Here is a 14,491-nt window from a genome sequence, read left to right as displayed (position 1 = left end):
CCGGTACGAGAGGACCCGCATGCCCATCACCACCGTCAACCCGGCCACCGGGGCACCCCTGGCCCGCTACGACACCCACGACGACGACCGGGTGGAGCACCTGCTGGCCCGCGCTCACGTGGCCACCCGGGCGTGGGGGAGGACCCCGTTGGAGAGGCGGGTGGCGGTGCTGCACACGGTCGCCGGCCGGCTGCGGGCCGACCGGGACCGGCTTGCCCGGCTGATCACGGAGGAGATGGGCAAACCCCTCGCCGAGGCCCGTGCCGAACTGGAGAAGTCGGCCGCGACCTGCGACTTCTACGCCGAGCGGGCGGCCGGGATGCTCGGCGACGAACCGGTCGACGTGCCGGAGGCGGACGCCTGGGTGGCGTACGAGCCGATGGGGCTGGTGCTCGCGGTGATGCCGTGGAACTTCCCGTTCTGGCAGGTGATGCGGTTCGCGGTGCCCTCCGTCGTCGCCGGCAACGGGGTCTTCCTCAAGCACTCGCCGAACGTGACCGGCTGCGCGCTGGAGATCGAACGCCTGTTCCGGGCCGCCGGACTACCCGAGGGTGTTCTGACCACCGTGCTGCTCGCCGAGCCCCGGGTGCCCGAGGTGACCGCCCGGTTGATCGCCGACGACCGGATCGCCGCGGTGACCCTGACCGGCAGCACCGGCGCGGGCGCGGCGGTGGCCGCCGCCGCCGGGCGGGCGGTCAAGAAGTCGGTACTGGAACTGGGCGGCTCCGACGCCTTCGTGGTGCTCGCCGACGCCGACGTGGAGGCCGCCGCGGCCACCGCCGTGCGGGCCCGGTTCCTCAACGCCGGCCAGAGCTGCGTCTGCGCGAAGCGTTTCGTCGTCGAGGAGCCGGTCGCCGACCGGTTCACCGCCGCGTTCGTCGCCGGCGTCCGTGCGCTGGTCGTGGGTGATCCGACCGACTCGCGTACCGACGTCGGCCCGATGGCCCGCGCCGACCTGCGCGACGGGCTGGACCGGCAGGTCGCCGAGTCGGTGGCGGCCGGGGCCCGGGTACTGACCGGCGGCGGCCCGCTGCCCGGGGCCGGGTTCTTCTACCGGCCCACCGTGCTCGCCGACGCCGGTCCGGGGGTGGCCGCGTTCGACGAGGAGACCTTCGGCCCGGTCGCCACGCTCACCGTCGCCGCCGACGAGGAGCACGCGGTACGACTGGCCAACGCCTCGCCGTACGGTCTGGGGCTCAGCGTCTGGACCGGGGACCGGAAGCGGGGCGCGGCGCTGGCCCGGCGGGTCACCACCGGGGCGGCGTTCGTCAACGCGATGGTGGTCTCGGACCCGCGGCTGCCGTTCGGTGGCACCAGACGCAGCGGGTACGGCCGGGAGTTGGCCGCCGTCGGCCTGCGCGAGTTCGTCAACGTCCGGACCTACTGGGCGGCCCACTGAACGTGCCACGCCCGGTCGAGGCCAGCCGGTCAGGGTGCCTGGAAGCCGGCGGGGCCATCACCTTGTCCTTGGCGACCGCGGTGACGATCCCTCGCAGCCGGTTGCGCGCCGAGGACTCCTCCGACCGGCCGTCCGGTTGGCCCCCCTGCGCGCGGACGAATCCGGCCAGCTCGACGCCGTCGATCGCCCGGTGGCCATGCTCGTCCCGGCTGGCAGGCAGTCGGCCCGCGTCCACTCAGCGGCGCACCCGCGGTTCCGGCTCGGGTCGATGACCGACCTGGGCCTGCCCGACCATTCGGTGGCGGGCATCCTCTCGTGGTTTTCGACCATCCACCTACCGCCACCGGAGCTGGACGGGGTACTTGCCGAGTTTCGCCGGCTGCTCGTGCCATCCGGGAGGCTGGTGATCGGTTTCTTCGACAGCGACGACGAGGTGGCTGCCTTTGACCACAAGGTCTGTACGGCATACCGCTGGCCCGTGGACGAATTTTCCGCCCGCCTGACCAGAGCCGGGTTCACCGAACGTGAGCGCTCCCGGCAGCAGTCTCCGGAGCGCCCCGACCGCGCGTACGCGGCCATTGCCGCCACAAAGGAAGGTGACTCACCCACGGCCGGCCGGTGAGTCTCCGACCTGGTCGGCCAGTGCCGTCAGCTTGGTGACGTACGCCTGCCAGTCGTAGTCGTCGGGGATGTTGGAGTCGGTCCGTCCCAGGCCGATCGTCGCGTCGTGTTGTTCGCGCAGGATGTCGGCGTGACCGGCGTGCCGGGTGAGGTCCCACGTCACGTGCAGGATGATCTTCCGGAGCGTCACGGTCTGGCTGCCCGGCGGCCACCACGACACCCGTCCCGGCGCGTCCAGGGGCAGTTGGTCGATCGTCTGGTCCGCGAACACTCCGACCCGCCGGTACAGGTCGATCAGCCCGTCCCTGGTCTCGTCGTGGCGGGCGTACCAGTCGGCCTGCGGATCCTCGTCGAAGGCCTGCAGGGCGACCAGTTCGTCAGGGGTGGGGAAGTCGCGTCCGAAGGTCGGCCCGAAGTAGGAAGCCTCGACGTTCAGGCAGTGTTTCACGATTCCCAGCAGGTTGTTTCCGGTGGCGGTGCGGGGCAGCCGGGCAGCGCGTTCGCTCACCCCGTCGAGCTTCCAGATCAGGTTCTCACGAATCGTCCGCAGGGACTGGTGCAGTTCCGTCTTCAGATCGTCCGGGTCACCCATGCCCGCCAGTCTTCCGTACCCCGGGGTTGTCGTGGGGTGTCGTCCCCCGAGTGACCGGGGCGGCATCCCGCACCGCCGCGGCCGACCGACCGATTGACCTACCGATTCGGTGCCGGCCGCGACCTCCCACACTCGTCACGTGGGACCACCGGACGCGACCGGCGGGCCGACAGCACGACCGATTTCCAGGGAAGGACCCCCATGACCGCGGCGGTGACCGACCGGCCCGACTTCACCGGGCTGCGCGCGATGTACATCAACTGCACCCTGAACCGTTCACCCGGCCGTAGTCACACCCAGGGCGTGATCGATCGCAGTGTGGCGATCATGGAGGCGAGTGGGGTCAGCGTGGACCAGATCCGCGCGGTCGACCACGACATCGCCACCGGGGTCCGACCGGACATGACCGAGTACGGGGCGGACACCGACGAATGGCCCGCGCTGCTCACCCGGGTGCTGGCGGCCGACATCCTGGTCATCGGCGGACCGATCTGGCTCGGTGACAACAGTTCGGTCACCCGCCGGCTGATCGAACGGCTCTACGGCTACTCCGGTGTGCTCAACGCGCACGGCCAGTACGCCTACTACGGCAAGGTCGGTGGCTGCCTGCTCACCGGCAACGAGGACGGCCTCAAACACTGCGCGATGAGCATCCTCTACAGCCTGCAGCACATCGGCTTCACCGTCCCGCCCCAGGCCGACGCGGGCTGGCTCGGTGAGATCGGCCCCGGCCCCTCCTACCTCGACGACGGCTCCGGCGGCCCGGACAACGACTTCACCAACCGCAACACCGCGTTCATGACCTACAACCTGCTCCACCTCGCGTCGATGATCCGTCGTGCCGGCGGGTTCCCGGCCTACGGCAATCAACGCACCGCGTGGGACGCGGGCGTTCATCCGGACGCCGCCAATCCCGAGTACCGCTGACCCGACGGCCGGCCACCCGGCTTGCGTCACACGCCGCGACCAGCAGGAGGAACGACGATGGCCAGGATCAGTGACACCTTCAACCACGGCGTCGGGTGGGAGGCCGCCTACGGCTACAGCCAGGCGATCCGGGTCGGCGACACGGTCTACGTCTCCGGCCAGCTCTCCCACGACGACCAGGGCATCGTGGGTGAGAACGACATCCACAGGCAGTGCGAGGTGACGTTCGCCCACCTCGACCGCGTGCTGGCGCACTTCGGCGCGACTCGCCGTCAGATCATCGAGACCACCGTGATCCTGACCAACCTGCGGGAGAACTTCGGCCCGGCCGCTGCCGCGCACAGCGCCTACTTCGGCGACCACCGGCCGACGAGCACGACCTTCGGTGCCGTGGAACTGGCGCTTCCCGGCCAGGTCGTCGAGATCGGCGCGGTCGTGCTGCTCGACCTGCCGCGCTAGCCGGACCCGACCACGACGACCGGCACCTTTCGTGCCAGCGCCAAGGATGTGAACAGCGATGACCAACCCGGCAACGACGAGCTGGCCGAGCCTGCGGGTCTCGGACTGGACGCCCACCCGCGACACCCTGCACATGTGGACCCAGGTCGTGGGCAAGATCCGCATGGCCCACGCCCCGCTACTCAACCACTGGTGGCAGGTGACCCTGTACGTCAGTCCGCGCGGACTGACGACGTCGACCATCCCGTACCGCACGGGGGCCTTCGAGATCGAGTTCGACCTCCTCGGCCACCGGCTCGACGTCCGCACCAGCGACGGCGGGGCGCGGAGTCTCCCGCTGCGACCGATGTCGGTCGCCGAGTTCTACGCGCGGGTCCTGGACATGCTCCACGAACTGGGGATCGAGGCACCGATCCGGCCGCGGCCCAACGAGGTCGACCCGGCGATCCCGTTCGCCGAGGACCATGACCACGCCTCCTACGACGCGGCGGTGGCCACCCTGTTCTGGCGCCAGCTGCTGCAGGCGAACCGGGTGATCGGCGAGTTTCGCTCGCACTTCGTGGGCAAGGTCAGCCCGGTGCACTTCTTCTGGGGCGGGATGGACCTCGCCTGCACCCGCTTCTCCGGCCGGTCGGCCCCGCCGCACCCCGGCGGAGTGCCCAACTGTGGGGACTGGGTGATGGTCGAGGGTTACTCCCGAGAACTGTCCAGCTGCGGCTTCTGGCCCGGTGGCGGCGAGGAGGGTGCCTTCTACTCCTACGCCTACCCGGCACCCGACGGGTTCGCCGAGCAGCAGGTCGGCCCCGACGGTGCGTACTTCAGCACCCAGTTCCAGCAGTTCCTGCTGCCCTACGAGGCCGTACGCGCCGCACCGGACCCCGACCGCGCGGTCGCCGAGTTCCTCCGCACCACCTACGAAGCCGCCGCGGACCTGGGGGGCTGGGACCGCCCGGCCCTGGAGGACGACCCGTTGCGGTGGCACCGAACCCCGGCGCCAGTCAGGTCCGCCAACGTCAAGATCCAGAAGGGACGTCCATGAGTACGGGAAGCAAGGTCGGTCTCGACGCGCTGTTGACGCCCGAGGAGAGTGTCCTCGTGCTGATCGACCATCAGCCGTTCCAGTTCGCCAACCTGAACAGCCACGAGCCGACGATGGTCCTGAACAACGTCGTCGGCCTCGCCAAGGCTGCCAAGGTCTTCAAGGTCCCGACCATTCTGACCACCGTGCTGGAGGAACGCGGCGGCCTTCTGGTGCAGGGTGTGCGGGACGTGTTCCCGGAGCAGAAGCCGATCAACCGCACCTTCATCAACACGTGGCAGGACGCACGCGTCGTGGCTGCCGTCAAGGCGACCGGACGCAAGAAGCTGATCATCGCTGGTCTCTGGACGGAGATCTGTGTGGCGATGCCGGCTCTGCAGGCGGCGGGTGAGGGCTTCGAGGTCTTCGCGGTCACCGATGCCTCGGGTGGTGTCTCCAAGGAGGCCCACGACATGGCGGTGCGGCGCCTGGTGCAGGCGGGCGTCGTTCCGATCACCTGGATGGCCGTGCTGGGGGAGTGGCAGCGCGACTGGGCCCGTGAGCAGACCGTGCCGGGAGTCGCCGAGGTCCAGGCACAGCACGGCGGCGCCAGCGGTGTGGCCTTCGCCTGGGAGATGCAGCTCCTCGCCACCGCCCAGGTCTAGGCGGCGCTTTGCGCAACTTTGTCGGCTTCATCGAGGAGGCATGAGCATGACCGAGAGTACGGCGACGGACCGGGCGCAACGCAACACCGACATCGTCCTGACCGCCATGCGGGAGCTCTTCGCCGAGAAGGACCTCACCGCGCTCGACCGGTACTGGGCGGAGCCCTACGTGCAGCACAGTCCGCAGTTGGCAAGCGGCCTGGACACACTCCGCGCGGCGGTGCCCGGGTTGGAGGGCTTCTCCTGGGAGCCGCAGCGGATCGCGGCACAGGGTGACCTAGTATTCACCCACAGCATCGTGCACGGCTGGGCGCCGAACCCGGTCGTCATCGTCGACATCTTCCGGCTCCACAATGACCGCATCGTCGAGCACTGGGACGTCATCCAGGACCTCACCGCACCCGAGGCGACCGTCGACGGCAACCCGATGGTCTGAAAGGGAACAGGACAATGGGCTACCTCACCGTCGGACACGAGAACAGCAGCCCGATCGAGCTGTACTACGAGGACCAGGGCGCCGGCCAGCCGGTCGTGCTGATCCACGGTTATCCGCTCGACGGGCGCAGCTGGGAGAAGCAGACGCGCGAGCTGCTGGACCAGGGCTACCGGGTGATCACGTACGACCGCCGAGGCTTCGGCCAGTCGTCGAAGGTCCACGCCGGTTACGACTACGACACGTTCGCCGCGGATCTGAACGCCGTGCTGGAGACGCTCGACCTGAGCGATGTCGTGCTCGTGGGCTTCTCCATGGGCACCGGGGAGCTTGCCCGCTACGTGGCCCGCCACGGGCACGAGCGGGTCGCGAAGCTCGCTTTCCTCGCGTCGCTCGAACCATTCCTCGTACGGCGCGACGACAATCCCGAGGGCGTACCGCAGGAGGTCTTCGACGGGATCGCGGCGGCGGCGAAGGGCGACAGGTATGCGTGGTTCACGCAGTTCTACCAGGACTTCTACAACCTGGACGAGAACCTCGGCACCCGCATCAGCCAGGAGGCGGTCACCGGCAGTTGGAACGTCGCGATCGGCAGCGCCCCGGTGGCCGCGTACGCGGTGGTCCCCGCGTGGATCGAGGACTTCCGTGGTGACGTCGAGGCGGTCCGCGCCGCCGGCAAGCCGACCCTCATCCTGCACGGCACGAAGGACAACATCCTCCCGATCGACGCCACCGGCCGCCGGTTCCACAAGGCGTTCCCCGAGGCCGACTACGTCGAGATCGACGGCGCGCCCCACGGCCTGCTGTGGACCCACGCCGACGAGGTCAACGCCGCGCTGAAGGGTTTCCTGTCCAAGTAGTGCACCGGTCGGCGGGGGCAGCCAGCGCTGGCTGCCCCCGCCGACCGGTGCCGACGAGGTGATGTCGCTGCTCACGGGTTTCTCCCTCACCGCATCGAGCGTCGGGCCGCGCCACCGTCAGCGGATCGACCGGTCGATCGGGCATCCGCCGAACGGCAGACCGCGGGATAGCCTGGGCGACGGCCGTACGTCCGCGGCCGGACGCGACACTTCGGAATGAGGCATGGAACTGTTCGGGCGGCACGCCGAGATCGCGGCGCTGGACCGACTTCTGAACCGGGCGGCGGACGGGGCGGGGGCCGGGCTCATGCTCTGGGGTGAGCCGGGTATCGGCAAGACCGCCCTGCTCGAGCACGCCGTCGAGGCGGCGTCCGATGCGACGGTGCTGCGGTGTCGGGGCACCCGGATGGAGACGGGGCTCGCGTTCGCGGCGCTGCACGAGCTGCTGTGGCCGGTGTTGGATCGGCTGGAGACCCTCGCCGCCCCGCAGGCCGCGGCGTTACGAGGCGCGTTGGGAATGAGCCGGGACCCGGCCAACCGCTTCCTCATCGGCGCGGCCGTGCTGTCGTTGGTCTCCGGTCTGGCCCGGGAACGACCGGTGCTCGTCGTGGTGGACGACGCCCAGTGGATCGACGAGGCGACCGTACAGTGTCTGGTGTTCGTGGCCCGGCGGGTGGCGACGGAGCCGGTCGCGGTGCTGCTGACCGGGCATGAGGATCCCGCCTCGGGGCCGTGGGAGAGTGTGCCGGCGCTGGAGGTCGGCGGCCTGGCCGACGACGACGCACGCCGGCTGGTGGCCGCCGTCCTGCCCGAGGCCGACCCGGGGCGTGTCGATCGCACGGTGCGGGCGGCCGGAGGCAACCCGCTGGCACTGCACGAGCTACCCACCCTCGACCGCGAAACCGGCGGCGAGGCCGCCCACCCGCCGCCCGGAGCGCTGGCGCCGGTCGGGCCACGGCTGCGACGGGCGTTCTACGTACGGGCCGAGGGTCTGAAACCGTCGACCCGCGCGTTACTGCTGTTGGCCGCCGCCGAGGGCCGGGGCGACCGGCACGTGGTGCACCGCGCCGGTGCCGGCTGGGGCGTCGACACGTCCAGCTGGGACGAGGCCCTGCGCTCCGGTCTGTTGCACGCCTCGGGCGTCCGCCTGGATTTCCGGCACCCGCTGGTCCCGGCGGCCATCTACGACGGTGCCCCCCTGCCGGAGCGGCAGGCCGCGCACCGGGCGCTGGCCGCGGCCCTGCCGCCCGACGCCACCACGGAACGGGCCTGGCACCTGGCGGCCGCCGCCGACGGACCGGACGAGCACGTCGCCACCCTGTTGGAGCATGCCGCCGAGCAGTGCCTGCGCCGCAGCGCGGCCCCGATTGCGGCCCGGACGCTGTGTCGAGCCGCGGAGCTGTCGCCGGAGCCGGCGGACGCCGCGCGCCGCCTGGCCGCCGCCGCCCGCGCCGCGTGGGACGCCGGCCACGCCGGGGCGGCGCGGCAGCTGCTCCAGGACGCGGAGCGGCTGGGCGGGGTGCTTCCCGTCGTTCGGCTGAGCGGCGGGCTGCGCGGGATCCTCGAGTTCACCCACGGCATGCCCGAGCGTGCCCACCGCTACCTGCTGTGCGACATGGCTGTGGTGCCCCGGACCCGCCGCGCGGTGGAGTTGGGCACGGTCGCGGTCCGCGCCGCGTGGTCGGCCGGCCGGTCCGACCTCCAGCGGGAGGCACTGCGGCGGGTACGGGCCGTGGACACCGACGATGACTCCGCCGTGTCGGGGCTGATGCCCGTGCTGCGGAACTGGTGGTCCTGCTACGACGAAACCGGTGACGTCACCCCGACCAGCGCGGACCTGACCAGCGACACGGTCGGTCGGCTCGGTACGGCCGCCTGGGAGTTGCTCCCGCCCGTGCCGTTGGTTCAGGTCTGGGGCGTCGACGGTGGACTGATCGACGTGTTGAGCCTGCAGGCGGCGCAGCTGCGGCGTCGGCACGAGCTCACCGCGCTGGCGCTGGTGCTGGCGCAGATCTCCGTTCTCGACACCGCTGCGGGGAGGTGGGACGCTGCCGCGCTCGGGGCGGCCGAGGGCCTGCGGCTGGCCGAGGAGGTCGGGGCGGAACACCTCGCCGTGCAGAGCCGCAGCGCCCTCGGCATGTTGGCTGCCGCCCGCGGCGAGTACCGCGGCGTCGACGAGCACACCGGCCGGGTACTTCAGGTCTCGGTGCCGCGTGGGGTGCGGGCGTTCACCGCCTCGGCGTACTGGCTGCGCGGGCGGGCGGCGTTGTTCGACGGCCGCCCGCAGGAGGCGCTGAGCGATCTGCGGTGTCTCGCCGAGCCCGGCCACGAGGCCGCGCACCGCACGTTCGCGCTGCTCGCCGCCGTGGACACCGTCGAGGCGGCGGCGCAGGTCGGCAGCGGCGACGTCGTCGAGGCCCAGGTCGCCATGGTGGAGGAGTGGGCACGACGTACCGGCGCGACCTGGGCCCGTACGGCGGGCCACCGTCTCCGGGCCATCGTTGAGCGCGGACCGGCGGCCGAGGAGTCGTTCCGAGCCGCCCTGGCCGTCACGGGGGCGGGGGCGCATCCGTTCGAGTACGCCCGGACCCGACTGCTGTACGGGGAGTGGCTGCGGCGGGCCCGCCGCCGGGCCGACGCCCGGTCGCAGCTCGCTGCGGCAGCCGATACCTTCAACCGGCTGGGCGCCGAGCCACTGCGGGCGCGGGCCCTGCGTGAACAGGCCCTGACCGACCGGCGGTCCGCTCCCCACGACACCGGTCCGTCGACCGCGGCCGGACTGACCGCGCAGGAGCTACGGGTCGCCCGGTTGGCCGCGGACCGGCTGACCAACCGGGAGATCGCGGCCCAGCTGTTGATCAGCCCCCGCACGGTCGGCCACCACCTGACCAACGTCTACCTCAAACTGGGCATCACCAACCGTGCCGAGCTGGCCAGGATCGACGTCGACGGGGACCTGCGACTCGACTCGACCTGACGACCCCCGCCCCGATCCGGAGCCGCTGCCGCCACCGGCGCGGGGGTGGGTTCCCGCTGGGGGCTACCGGACGTCGCGCCGACGACGCGCACGCTCGAACTCGGCGACCTCCGACATCCAGGGACCGAACTGGTCGAGTGCGGCGCAGCCGCCACGGACGAAGGCGCTCACCAGCTTCCGGTACCCGCCGAGCCCGTCGACCAGGCAGTACTCGACCCGGTACTGCGGGTGCGACCCGGCATCGCCGGGTCGCACCGTCGTGATCCGGGCGACGGAGTCCGCGTAGAAGTGCAGCTGGATCCCCTCGCCCCGCTCCTCGTCCTCGATGGTGAACACCTCGTTGTCGCCGGTGGAGCGTTCGGCGACGAACTCCCAGAACTCGGCGGAGGCGGTGCGCGGGCCGTCCCGGAACCACTTCTTCTCGGTGCCCTGGTCATCGGTGAACGACAGGACGGTCTTTCTCGCACCCTCACCGAGGTCGCCGTGGCCGTCGGTAACCTCGTCGTCGTCCTCCACCGGGGTGCTCCTGGCGCGGTCCGCCGCCTCCGAGCACATCAGGAAACTCACCGTCCGCACCGCGTCCTCGACGAGTTCGGGGTACGCCCGGCGCAGGGCCGCGTCGACCGTGGCCGCCATCCGATCCCAGTCGTGCCGGTCCGTGGCCCGGTTTCCCCGCCGCGGATCGAGGCCGATCCGCATCCCGACGCACGCCCGCTCCGCGGTGTCGATCACCTGCATGACCTGGGGCAGCAGCGCCGGTTCGACGGCATCGGGCAGCCGCCTGGGAATCGTCGCGCCGTGCAGATACTGGCCCGTGTACCTCAGTATCCCGGTGTCGAGTGGCCCGAGGACCACTCCGCGCTCGGCGCGCCGGCGATCCGCGTGATACTGCTGCGCACGCTTGTCGTCCGCACCCTCCGTCGCCGCGCGCATCGCCGCGCAGAGCTGACCGCGCTCAAGCAGACCGATGTCGGCACCATGGGCGACCAGCCGGCTCCTGTCCCACCGGACGCGCCGGAAGAACGCGTCGACGTCCCCGGGCGAGGAGAGCAGAATCGGGTCCAGGAGCGCGACGGCAGCGTCCTCGTCGAGTCGACCCCGGGTGCCGGCGGCGTCACAGAGCGGCAGGACCGCACTCCACAGCAGCAGGTGCCGACCCAGGTCCTCCCGGATCACCGCGAGATGCGCTTCGGAGATCGGGAACGTGAACGTGCGGGGATCGTGGTTGGCGTCGGCCCCGGCGGCGAGCATCAGCTTCAGCTCGCCGTCCTCGCGGATCGCGCTCGGCAGCCAGCCGCTCCGCGTGAAAACGATGTCTCTCACCGCTCAGGCCTTCCCCCGCGCCGGCTGTTCACGACCACCGGGCGAATTCGGTGTCGAGACGTGGGTCGGTGCGTACCCAGACCTCGCCCCCGGCGGCCTCGGCCGGGGCGTCGACCCGTTCGAGACCGAGGAACTCGATCAACTGGAGCAGCTCGGCTCGTTCGGCTCGGTCCTCGTCGACGTTGCGCGAGCCGAAGAAGACGAAGTACCGGTCGCTGGGGTCGACGAAGCCCGAAGCCGCCCAGATCCGGGCGACCTCGACGATCGCCGCTGCCTCCGTCGTGAACGTGGCGGCGCGGGCGGCACCGCGGGCCTCCGGTGCCGCGTCGAGGTCGGCGAGGTCGGAGAACCACTGGCCGAAGGAGTCGAGGCCGGCGTACCCGTTCTCGAAGAACAGCATCGCGCCCGTAAGGCAACGGTTGACCCGGTCGATCCGGAGGTGTTCCGACCGAGGTTGATCCGCCTCCCTGATCCGGGAGATCACCCCCAGACCGGGCATGAGCACCAGACTCTGCCTCGCCGCTTCATCTTCGATGCGGTAGGTGTCAGCCTCCCGACCCTGGAAGAACGCCGAGAACGCCGTGTAGGCCTCCTGGGGGTCGCCCACCGAGACGTGTTGATCGTTGCCGTCACCGACAGCGAAGACGAACTGCTTCGGTCCGGGATCGTAGGGGCGGGCCATGTACGTCCTTCGGTCGCGGGTCACAGCTCCGCCAGTGTAGTGGATCAACGCTGCCATCGCCCCTGGCCAGGGGCGTGCTCTGCGCGCACGTCCGCCGCCCCGACAGCCTGCCGGTCCGGCGGATCACCGACGACTACCACGCGATCCAGGTGTCCAACATGGTGCGGCGGCGTCAGCCGGTGGAGGTTGTCGTGGGTGGTCCCGCGCGACGGTGTCGTGACGGAAATCTGACTGTTCGCCGGTGACCAGGGCGTACCGGGCCTGGGTTACCGGGTAGGCGCCGATCTCGTACGGTTCGAGTGCGACCGACCACCGGCGCTGCGTCCGCCGGTCCGACAGCTTCACCTGCCCCGGTGCGACAGCGATCATCAGACTCTCCGGGGCCGCATCCACGGGAGGCGACCCTACCCGAGGCCCCGTCGTCGGCCGGGAACGTGGGACAGGTGCCGCGAACATGACCGCCGATGCGGTGGCACCGTCGCCGGTGGCCGGGGTCGTCGCCGTGCTGGCGGCGACCCCGGCCGACGGTGCGGGTCAGTCCGGCAGGACCACCAGCGCCGGGGTCGACCGGGCGGTGGTGGTGCCGTCACCGAGCTGCCCGAGGAAGTTGTCGCCCCAGCACCACAGGTTGCCGTCGGTGCGCGTGGCACAGGCGTGGTGGGACACGGCCAGCCCGCCCGTCCAGGCCGTGGCGGTGCCTACCCGGGTCGGTGCCGGCCGGTGGGTGGTGGTCCCGTCGCCTACCTGCCCGTCGGTGTTCCTGCCCCAGCACCACAGGCTGCCGTCGGTACGCGTCGCGCACGACGTGTCGACGCTGGTGGCGACCTGTGCCCAGGTGGTGGCGGTGCCGACCTGCAGGGGTGTGGTCTGGGGTCCGCTGCCCGCGCCCACCTGGCCGTACCCGTTCTCGCCCCAGCACCACAGGGTCCCGTTGGCCTGGACCGCGCAGGTGTGTACGTATCCGGCGGTCACGCCGGTCCAGGTGGTCGCGGTGCCCACCTGCGTCGGGGTCGACCGGAAGCTGAAGATGCCGAGGCCGAGCTGTCCGTCGGAGCTGCTGCCCCAGCACCACAGGGTGCCGTCGGTGCGCAGGGCGCAGCTGTGCGCGTACCCGGTCGTGACGCTGGCCCAGGTGGTCGCCGTGCCGACCTGCAGCGGGGTGGTTGTCAGCAGGGGAGTGGTGCCGGTGCCGAGCTGCGTGTGACTGTTCAGGCCCCAGCACCACAGGGTGCCGGTGGTCCGGACCGCGCAGGTGTGGTTGCTGCTGGTGCTGACGCTGGCCCAGGTGGTGGCGGTGCCGATCTGCACCGGGCTGGTCCGGGGTGTGGTGGTGCCGTCGCCGAGCTGTCCGTTGCTGTTGCCACCCCAGCACCACAGCGTGCCGTCGGTGCGTACCGCGCAGGTGTTGGTCTTGCCGGCGTCGATGCGCGCCCAGGTGGTGGCGGTGCCGACCCGGACGGGGCCGGTCCGGTTCGTGGTGGTGCCGTCGCCGAGCTGACCGTTGAAGTTGTTGCCCCAGCACCAGAGCGTCCCGTCGGTGCGGATCACACAGGTGTGCAGGTCACCGGCGGCGACCCGGGACACCGGTGCGGCGGCGAGCGAGATGTTCGAGGTGCTCCGCTCGGCCGGGCTGCCACCCGCCACGGCCGCACCGGCGGTGACACCGATGGCGAGGATGGCCACCCCGAGGGAGACCGCCGTCGCGGCGGCGGTTCGGGCCGCCCGCCGCCATCGGGTCCGCAGCCGACCCTCCTGATCTTCGTTCATGTGCTCGTCCCCAGACGTCGTTGGTTCTGCAGAGTGGAGGCGGCGCTGCCCCGGTGGATCGCCAGCGACCCGTCACGTGGTCGCGACCAGACTCTACATCGACGTCTGTCGAATTTTGTGGTTCCGGAATTTTCGGGTCTCGTGGGCCGGCCGCACGGACGCCCGCGAGCTTGACCCTCGATCCGGTCGAGGGCGCACCCCTTCGGGGAAGCGTCCTACCCGGCTTAGCCGAACGAGGAGATCCGCGAATGCCCGACCTGGAAGTACTGTCGCCGATTCTGCGGGCCAGTTGGACGGTGGAGACCTGCGACCCGCACGACGTGCCGGACTGGCGGCCGGACAACCCCGCCCGGGGCCAGTGCGGGGTCACCGCGCTCGTCGTCCAGGATCTGCTCGGCGGGGACCTGATCCTCGGCGAGGTCCTCGTCGGGGGCGCCCGGACCGGTTACCACTACTGGAACCGGCTGCCCGACGGTCGGGACGTGGACCTCACCGCCGAGCAGTTCCGGCCGGAGGAGGTGATCGTCGGCGGTCGGGTGCAACACCGGCCACCGGGTGCCCCGCGACGCTGCCGGCGGCAGTACGAACTCCTGAGGCAGCGGGTGCTCACCGAACTGGGCACCGGGACCGATGCCGGCCAGCGACGGTCCTAGGGTCTGGTCAGGCAGCCTCCGCCCGCGACGCGGCACCCCCTGCGGACCGTGCACATAGTACGGTGACCAGCGGTGTTACCGCAGGTGGCCACGCGGAATCGACCTGCGGAACCCG

The 14,491-nt window shown here is 71.2% G+C and carries 14 protein-coding genes and 2 pseudogenes; 10 read left to right on the top strand and 6 right to left on the bottom strand.

The window, feature by feature from the left end:
- Nucleotides 1-19 precede the first annotated feature (19 nt).
- Nucleotides 20-1,399, top strand: a complete 1,380-nt coding sequence (locus tag GA0070617_RS18450) for an NAD-dependent succinate-semialdehyde dehydrogenase (protein WP_091439818.1) — start codon at nucleotides 20-22, stop codon at nucleotides 1,397-1,399.
- A gap of 52 nt (nucleotides 1,400-1,451) precedes the next feature.
- Here the strand turns inward: GA0070617_RS18450 and GA0070617_RS32420 are convergent.
- Nucleotides 1,452-1,634, bottom strand: a pseudogene (locus GA0070617_RS32420) (MerR family transcriptional regulator); the annotation flags it as partial.
- Here GA0070617_RS32420 and GA0070617_RS18445 point away from each other — a divergent pair.
- Nucleotides 1,596-2,021, top strand: a complete 426-nt coding sequence (locus GA0070617_RS18445) for a class I SAM-dependent methyltransferase (protein WP_091446642.1) — start codon at nucleotides 1,596-1,598, stop codon at nucleotides 2,019-2,021. The pseudogene GA0070617_RS32420 and the gene GA0070617_RS18445 sit on opposite strands and share 39 nt — an antisense overlap.
- Here the strand turns inward: GA0070617_RS18445 and GA0070617_RS18440 are convergent.
- Nucleotides 2,001-2,612 carry a DinB family protein gene (locus GA0070617_RS18440; RefSeq protein WP_091439815.1) on the bottom strand — a complete coding sequence of 204 codons (612 nt, stop codon included), beginning with the start codon at nucleotides 2,610-2,612 and terminating at the stop codon, nucleotides 2,001-2,003. The two genes, GA0070617_RS18445 and GA0070617_RS18440, sit on opposite strands and share 21 nt — an antisense overlap.
- Nucleotides 2,613-2,813: 201 nt before the next feature.
- Here GA0070617_RS18440 and GA0070617_RS18435 point away from each other — a divergent pair, with 201 nt between their 5' ends.
- The 7 genes from GA0070617_RS18435 (at nucleotide 2,814) to GA0070617_RS18405 (ending at nucleotide 9,951) form a co-directional block, all read left to right on the top strand.
- Nucleotides 2,814-3,539, top strand: coding sequence for a flavodoxin family protein (locus tag GA0070617_RS18435; RefSeq protein WP_091439811.1), 726 nt, complete (start codon nucleotides 2,814-2,816; stop codon nucleotides 3,537-3,539).
- A 57-nt stretch (nucleotides 3,540-3,596) separates the two neighbouring features.
- Nucleotides 3,597-3,998: a RidA family protein gene (locus tag GA0070617_RS18430; protein ID WP_091439805.1), complete on the top strand. Its 402-nt coding sequence runs from the start codon at nucleotides 3,597-3,599 to the stop codon at nucleotides 3,996-3,998.
- A 58-nt stretch (nucleotides 3,999-4,056) separates the two neighbouring features.
- Entirely contained in the window at nucleotides 4,057-5,037 is a 981-nt protein-coding gene (locus GA0070617_RS18425) for a DUF5996 family protein (RefSeq protein ID WP_091439802.1), read from the top strand.
- Complete coding sequence (locus GA0070617_RS18420) at nucleotides 5,034-5,681, top strand: hydrolase (RefSeq protein ID WP_091439797.1); 648 nt, start codon at nucleotides 5,034-5,036, stop codon at nucleotides 5,679-5,681. The genes GA0070617_RS18425 and GA0070617_RS18420 overlap by 4 nt, the downstream gene beginning before the upstream one ends.
- A 46-nt stretch (nucleotides 5,682-5,727) precedes the next feature.
- A complete protein-coding gene (locus GA0070617_RS18415) occupies nucleotides 5,728-6,117 on the top strand; it encodes a nuclear transport factor 2 family protein (RefSeq protein WP_217628841.1) in 390 nt (129 codons plus the stop codon).
- A gap of 14 nt (nucleotides 6,118-6,131) precedes the next feature.
- The gene (locus GA0070617_RS18410) at nucleotides 6,132-6,974 is read left to right on the top strand and encodes an alpha/beta fold hydrolase (RefSeq protein WP_091439791.1); all 843 of its coding nucleotides are present in this window, start codon (nucleotides 6,132-6,134) and stop codon (nucleotides 6,972-6,974) included.
- A 223-nt stretch (nucleotides 6,975-7,197) separates the two neighbouring features.
- Nucleotides 7,198-9,951 (top strand): ATP-binding protein, encoded by a 2,754-nt coding sequence (locus tag GA0070617_RS18405; RefSeq protein WP_091439787.1) that lies wholly within the window; start codon nucleotides 7,198-7,200, stop codon nucleotides 9,949-9,951.
- Between the two features lie 63 nt (nucleotides 9,952-10,014).
- On the opposite strand, the gene GA0070617_RS18400 is transcribed toward GA0070617_RS18405, so the two are convergent.
- The 4 genes and pseudogenes from GA0070617_RS18400 to GA0070617_RS18385 form a co-directional block, all read right to left on the bottom strand.
- Nucleotides 10,015-11,274 carry a DUF6357 family protein gene (locus GA0070617_RS18400; protein WP_091439783.1) on the bottom strand — a complete coding sequence of 420 codons (1,260 nt, stop codon included), beginning with the start codon at nucleotides 11,272-11,274 and terminating at the stop codon, nucleotides 10,015-10,017.
- A gap of 28 nt (nucleotides 11,275-11,302) precedes the next feature.
- Nucleotides 11,303-11,956 (bottom strand): DUF6357 family protein, encoded by a 654-nt coding sequence (locus GA0070617_RS18395; protein WP_091439778.1) that lies wholly within the window; start codon nucleotides 11,954-11,956, stop codon nucleotides 11,303-11,305.
- A gap of 237 nt (nucleotides 11,957-12,193) precedes the next feature.
- Nucleotides 12,194-12,325 (bottom strand): annotated as a pseudogene (locus GA0070617_RS32195) (formylglycine-generating enzyme family protein); the annotation flags it as partial.
- A 165-nt stretch (nucleotides 12,326-12,490) separates the two neighbouring features.
- On the bottom strand, nucleotides 12,491-13,723 hold the full coding sequence (locus GA0070617_RS18385; RefSeq protein WP_091439774.1) for an RCC1 domain-containing protein: 1,233 nt from the start codon (nucleotides 13,721-13,723) through the stop codon (nucleotides 12,491-12,493).
- 248 nt (nucleotides 13,724-13,971) lie between these two features.
- On the opposite strand from GA0070617_RS18385, the gene GA0070617_RS18380 reads away from it, so the two are divergent.
- Entirely contained in the window at nucleotides 13,972-14,376 is a 405-nt protein-coding gene (locus GA0070617_RS18380; RefSeq protein WP_091439771.1) for a YunG family protein, read from the top strand.
- Nucleotides 14,377-14,491: the final 115 nt, after the last annotated feature.

It is taken from the genome of Micromonospora yangpuensis, from assembly GCF_900091615.1.
In the GTDB taxonomy this organism is placed as follows: Bacteria; Actinomycetota; Actinomycetes; order Mycobacteriales; family Micromonosporaceae; genus Micromonospora; species Micromonospora yangpuensis.
The sequence above is the reverse complement of the archived record's forward strand: the minus strand, read 5'-3'. Positions and strand labels throughout refer to the sequence as shown.

Excerpts from the sequence above, each read along its gene's own strand:
- GA0070617_RS18380 (WP_091439771.1), top strand. The coding sequence starts at position 13,972 with ATGCCCGACCTGGAAGTACTGTCGCCGATTCTGCGGGCCAGTTGGACG.
- GA0070617_RS18385 (WP_091439774.1), bottom strand. The coding sequence starts at position 13,723 with ATGAACGAAGATCAGGAGGGTCGGCTGCGGACCCGATGGCGGCGGGCG.
- GA0070617_RS18430 (WP_091439805.1), top strand. The coding sequence starts at position 3,597 with ATGGCCAGGATCAGTGACACCTTCAACCACGGCGTCGGGTGGGAGGCC.
- GA0070617_RS18445 (WP_091446642.1), top strand. The coding sequence starts at position 1,596 with ATGCTCGTCCCGGCTGGCAGGCAGTCGGCCCGCGTCCACTCAGCGGCG.
- GA0070617_RS18410 (WP_091439791.1), top strand. The coding sequence starts at position 6,132 with ATGGGCTACCTCACCGTCGGACACGAGAACAGCAGCCCGATCGAGCTG.
- GA0070617_RS18405 (WP_091439787.1), top strand. The coding sequence starts at position 7,198 with ATGGAACTGTTCGGGCGGCACGCCGAGATCGCGGCGCTGGACCGACTT.
- GA0070617_RS18420 (WP_091439797.1), top strand. The coding sequence starts at position 5,034 with ATGAGTACGGGAAGCAAGGTCGGTCTCGACGCGCTGTTGACGCCCGAG.
- GA0070617_RS18395 (WP_091439778.1), bottom strand. The coding sequence starts at position 11,956 with ATGGCCCGCCCCTACGATCCCGGACCGAAGCAGTTCGTCTTCGCTGTC.
- GA0070617_RS18425 (WP_091439802.1), top strand. The coding sequence starts at position 4,057 with ATGACCAACCCGGCAACGACGAGCTGGCCGAGCCTGCGGGTCTCGGAC.
- GA0070617_RS18435 (WP_091439811.1), top strand. The coding sequence starts at position 2,814 with ATGACCGCGGCGGTGACCGACCGGCCCGACTTCACCGGGCTGCGCGCG.
- GA0070617_RS18450 (WP_091439818.1), top strand. The coding sequence starts at position 20 with ATGCCCATCACCACCGTCAACCCGGCCACCGGGGCACCCCTGGCCCGC.
- GA0070617_RS18415 (WP_217628841.1), top strand. The coding sequence starts at position 5,728 with ATGACCGAGAGTACGGCGACGGACCGGGCGCAACGCAACACCGACATC.
- GA0070617_RS18440 (WP_091439815.1), bottom strand. The coding sequence starts at position 2,612 with ATGGGTGACCCGGACGATCTGAAGACGGAACTGCACCAGTCCCTGCGG.